Here is a 5307-nt window from a genome sequence, read left to right on the forward strand (position 1 = left end):
TACGCTCACCAACGGAGACCAGCCGCCGGCTGAGTCCTCAAATCAGAAAGTCTCCGAACTCACCGGGGCGATTCACAACTCGAATATCTCCGAGGCCTGCGAAACTCCAAGGGCCTTCGCGATGTTGTCCTCCAGGAGTTCATTAGCTTCGGCGAGACCAACCACATCGACAATCACGCGTCTCTGCCGAACGACGTCAAATCTAACGTTGCAAAGTCGTCGCCGCCTAAGTCTGGAGGTGAAGTGCTAGTCAGCTCAGAGCAGTCGAAAGATGAAACTTTGCACGATAAATCATGGTCCATAGAACAGCTGAGACCGTTGTCGACCGCCGTACCCGAAATCGGCCAGATCGTCAGCGTCCGAGGCGCCAACTGGGCAGTCACCGACGTCCACCAGCAGAGCCTCCCCAGGAGCGCGCATGACGACGCAGTCAGGCAACTTCAACACGCGGTGACGCTGCAGTCCGTAGAAGACGATCGCCTCGGCGACGAGCTGCGCGTTGTCTGGGAACTCGAGCCTGGTCGCAGCTTGAGACCACCTCAAGACTTGCCAACTCATATTGATGCCAGCAAGTTCGATCCACCGGAACGGCTCGCCGCCTTCATCGATGCGCTCCGGTGGGGCGCAGTGACTAGCGCGGACGTGAAAACTGTTCAGGCACCGTTCCGTTCGGGGGCGAAGGTCGAGCCCTATCAACTCGAGCCACTCATGCGTGCGCTCAGCGCGCCGCGCGCCAACCTCCTGCTTGCTGACGACGTCGGTCTCGGCAAGACCATTGAGGCAGGGATGGTGATCCAGGAATTACTTCTCCGTCACCGCGCACGAACCGTGATCGTCGTTTGCCCCGCCGGCCTCTGTGTGAAGTGGCAGGACGAGATGCGCGACAAGTTCGGCTTGGAATTCAGAATCGTCAATTCGGAAACGATGAAAGAGGTCAGGCGGAGCAACGGCGTTCATGCCAACCCATTCACCCTGTTTCCCCGCATCATCGTGTCGATGGCGTGGCTGCCCGGCCCTCGGGCGCAGCGACAGCTTCGTGATGCACTCATCACGAAGTCGCGCGGGACCGCATCACGATTCGCGTTCGACATCCTGGTCGTCGACGAGGCTCACCACGTTGCACCGAGCGCACCGACCAGGACAGACAAAGCCGGCTTGCGCAAGGGTTATGCCGTTGACTCGCAACGCACTCGGGCGGTACGCGACCTAGCCGAGCGCTCCGAACACCGGCTCTTCCTTTCGGCAACTCCGCACAACGGATACACCGAATCGTTCACCGCTCTTCTCGAGATGATCGATCCGCAGCGCTTCGTTCGAGGAAAGTTTCTCGACGAGCAAGCTCTCAAAGATGTCGCCGTACGCCGCCTCAAGAAGGATCTTGCTGGCCAATTCAAAACTCGTGAAGTCAACGAGCTTCGCTTCACCCCGTCCCCTGACGAAGCAGCCGCTTACGACCGCCTCATTGCTTTTACGGCACGGCGCGACAAAGCGACGAAGGGAGGTGTTAATGCGGCGAAGGACATGGCTACTCTGCTGCTGAAAAAGCGGTTCTTCTCCAGTCCGGTTGCGTTCGCTCGGACGATTGACGTCTACCGCGACACCCGGATGCGTGGTCTCGCAGTCGACTTCGAGGCCGAATACGACGAAATCCTCGGCTCGGACGCCGACGAACTCGAAGAAGGCCGCGTCGAACAGGCAGAAACACAGACGCTCCAGCTGACCAAGAACGCACTTCCCCCACTGACTGATGAGGACAAGACCGACCTCCAGTATCTGCGCGACTGGGGCCACAGCTACGAGGCGCGGCCCGACTCGAGACTGAAAGCCCTCATCGAATACGTTGAGGCGAATGCGAAGACAAGCGATGGCCTCTGGCTCAACGAACGCATCGTCATCTTCACCGAGTACGTCGACACGCTCGAATGGATACGCGAGATCCTCCGGCAGCGAGGATTCGAATCGGACCGCGTGGCAGTCATCGACGGATCAACGGACTCGGATGAGCGCGAGGTAATACGCGCACGCTTTAATGCCGATCCCGCAGGAGAGAAGCTCCGGATTCTCCTGGCGACTGACGCCGCCGGCGAAGGCATCGACCTTCAGGACTACTGTTATCGACTCGTCAACTACGACATCCCATTCAATCCGAACCGGCTGGAGCAACGTATCGGCCGTGTCGACCGCTACGGGCAGAAGCATGATCCGGACATCCGTCACTTCGTATCGGAAAATGCGAATTCTGAACTGGCGCAGGATGTTGACCTACTTGCACGGGTAGCAAAGAAGGTCGCGCAGATCATGGCTGACCTAGGGTCGGCCAACGAGATCATCGCACCCGACTTACAGCGTCAACTCGCTGGCATCGATGCACCGACTCCGAAACCTCGAGCGGAGAAAAGCCCAATTGGCCGGATGCTCGCCGGCGGTCGTGACGTCAGTGCTGGGCTGACACAACTTGCACAGGAAATTGCCGATAGCCGAGAAACGCTGCATCTCAGGCCTGCGAATCTTCAACGTGTCGTCGACGTGGCGTTCGAGCTCGACCGCTTACCCCCGATCGACGAGGTGGGCTCCGATCGCACCGATGTTGCAGTGTTCCGGCTTCCAGCGCTCGGCAGCTCCTGGGAGCAAGTCACTCGTGGCCTGACGACTGCGCTCGATCGCGAGCATCTCCGACCTATCGCTTTCGATTCCCAGGTGCTTGTAGATGATCCCGACGTCGTCTACATGCATCTCGGCAGTCCACTACTACAGCGCGCCACACGGAGATTGCGAGCCGCACTGTGGGGCGGCGAGCGATCACTGGAACGTGTCACCGCGGTCGTGGTCCCGGGATTGGGGGAATCCTTCGCTGCGGCGGTCACGCGGCTTGTACTCGTCGGACAAGCGGGCGTCCGCCTGCACGAGGAAGTGTTCTTGGCGGGCACGCGATTGAGCCGTCGCCAGGCTGTCGGTGAACAGCGGGCTGAAAACTTTTTAGAGCAGGCCCTTGATTTGACGACCTTTGAAGCTCTGCCACCCCAGATCCAAGATCAGCTCGAGGAAGCTTGGAACGACGGTAAGCCCGATGGGCTTCGCGCACGGGTAGCGGAGGCGGTCGCCGAGCGAGTCGAGCGCCGCCGTCGCGCCGTCGAGTCTCTTCTGGAGGCCCGGAGAGTCGCAGATCACGAACGCGTCTCTGCAATCTTCGACAGATTCGGCGCGACGCTAGCTTCGGCTCTGGCCGAGGCACAAGAAGTCGAGTCACAGCTGGCTCTATTCGACGATGAGCGAAAGCAAAGTGAGCGCGACCTGCGTCAAATCCGCGCGCGCGTAGAGGCATTGGCTGATGAGCGCGAACATGAGTTGGCAGCTGTCGAAGCCCGCTATCTGGATGTGGAAGCGCGCACCTTCCATGCGGCCGTCTTGTTTGCATTGTCACCCGGGGATGTCGCGAAGGGTCAGGTGAGCATCCGATGAGCAAGCCTCGTCACCATGGTGGACCGGACTACGGCTGGCTGAGACAGTTCGATGTCGACGGTCCATTTTTGTCTTTGCCTGTGGTGAAGGCATTCTGGCCCAGTGGGGTTGACCGTCTGGGTGACGCCGATGACCGGTTGGCGACATTCAAGCAGGGCTTCACGGCGTGGTTGCGCGCCTACGACCAACAGTCGGTAGAGAAGCGGGACCAATACGCCGAAATCACGAAAGCGTGGGTTGACCTCGTTCTCGATCAGCTCGCCGGTTGGAACGGTTTACGGGTCAGCGCAGAAGGATTACCCAGAGAGTTCGAGACGCATTCGCCGGGTGAGCAAATCATCGTCCGGGCAGACGGGGGCCTGCGGGGCCGAGAAAGCGGTGAAGTGGCCGCATTGGTCCGGGTGGTGTCGCCGTGCGCGGACCTGCGCGGACCAGGGCTTGACGGCTGGGCAGCCTCCGAAATCGACCGCATGGCTGCACTTTTGCGGCAATCGGGTGTCTCGATAGGGCTTGTCACCGATGGACAGTGGTGGGCGATCGTGTGGGCTGCGGAAGGAAAGACAACGGGGTCGGGCATCGTCGACGCGGTCACCTGGGGCGAAGAGCCGCTATTGCGCGATGCATTCTTGACTCTGATCGATCAGCGAACTCTTCGCGCGAAGAACCCGGACCATCGGCTGCCAGAGCTGCTGGCACGCAGCGAGCTCGAAGCGGAAGAAATCACCGAAGCACTGGGAACGCAGGTGCGGCGCTCGGTCGAGCTTCTGGTGCAGGCATTTTCCGAAACCCGCTTGGCCGCAGCGGAAAACGGTGACGCGGACCCGCTAGCTGAGACCCCGGATGAGGTCTATCAGGCCGCGGTCACGGTGATGATGCGGGTCGTGTTCCTGCTGTTCGCCGAAGAACGCGGGATGCTCCCGACCGAACGTCTGTACTGCGACTCCTACGCGATACGCGGTCTGCTCGATGATCTCAAGCTGCGGGCGGCCGATGGCGAGGAACACTTGGATGAATCGCACGACGCGTGGTATCGGCTGCTGGCAGTCAGCGACGCACTGTATTGCGGTGTGAATTACGACGAGATGCGCATGCCCGCCTATGGAGGCTCGCTATTGGACCCCGCTCGATTTCCCTGGTTGAGCGCGACCGATCCACGTGGTCTGCGGGTGCAAGTTTCCGATCGGGTCATGCTGCACGTGCTGGAATCTGTGCAAGAAGCCACCGTGGGAGGAGAGGCTAGGCGAATCTCGTTCCACGACATCGACGTCGAACAAATCGGCTACATATACGAAGGTCTCCTCGGATATTCGTGCGCGACGGTGACCGACGATGTCGTAATTGGTCTGGTCGGCAGGGATGGCCAAGAACCCGAGATAGCTCTAGCTGAGCTCGACCAGCTGAGCGAAAACAGCTCCAGCACCGAGACGTTTGCAAAGAAGCTGATTGAGTGGGTCAAAACCAATCAGCCTGCAGCGGCGACGAAGACGGCCGCTCAGCTGAAAAAGTTGATCGACGCAAAGATCGACGATGCCGAGCTGCGCCGCCTCCTCACACCGGTCGCCGGGCGCGATACGGCATTGCTCGCTCGGCTTATGCTGTGGGGCAACATAATTCGCCGCGACCTGCGCAACATACCTTTGGTCATTCCTCCGGGCGGACTTGTGGTCGTGGAAACTCCGTCGCGCCGCAATGCCGGAGCTCACTATACGCCCCGCTCGTTAGCCGAAGAGGTAGTCAAGTACGCGCTCGAGCCCGTCGTTTACGAACCCGGACGGGTCTGCTGCACGATCAGGTGACAGTTTCGGTCACGCGGCCTGACTGGCCGGTGTGGTCATGATTGCTTCGAAT

The 5307-nt window shown here is 60.1% G+C and carries 2 protein-coding genes; both read left to right on the forward strand.

What is annotated here, in order from left to right:
* The first annotated feature begins 318 nt into the window (after positions 1-318).
* Positions 319-3459: a DISARM system SNF2-like helicase DrmD gene (gene drmD / locus A5658_RS12175; protein ID WP_067334738.1), complete on the forward strand. Its 3141-nt coding sequence runs from the start codon at positions 319-321 to the stop codon at positions 3457-3459.
* Complete coding sequence (locus tag A5658_RS12180; RefSeq protein WP_231997295.1) at positions 3456-5255, forward strand: hypothetical protein; 1800 nt, start codon at positions 3456-3458, stop codon at positions 5253-5255. The genes drmD and A5658_RS12180 overlap by 4 nt, the downstream gene beginning before the upstream one ends.
* Positions 5256-5307 lie beyond the last annotated feature (52 nt).

It is taken from the genome of Mycobacterium sp. 1245111.1, from assembly GCF_001673405.1.
GTDB lineage: Bacteria > Actinomycetota > Actinomycetes > Mycobacteriales > Mycobacteriaceae > Mycobacterium.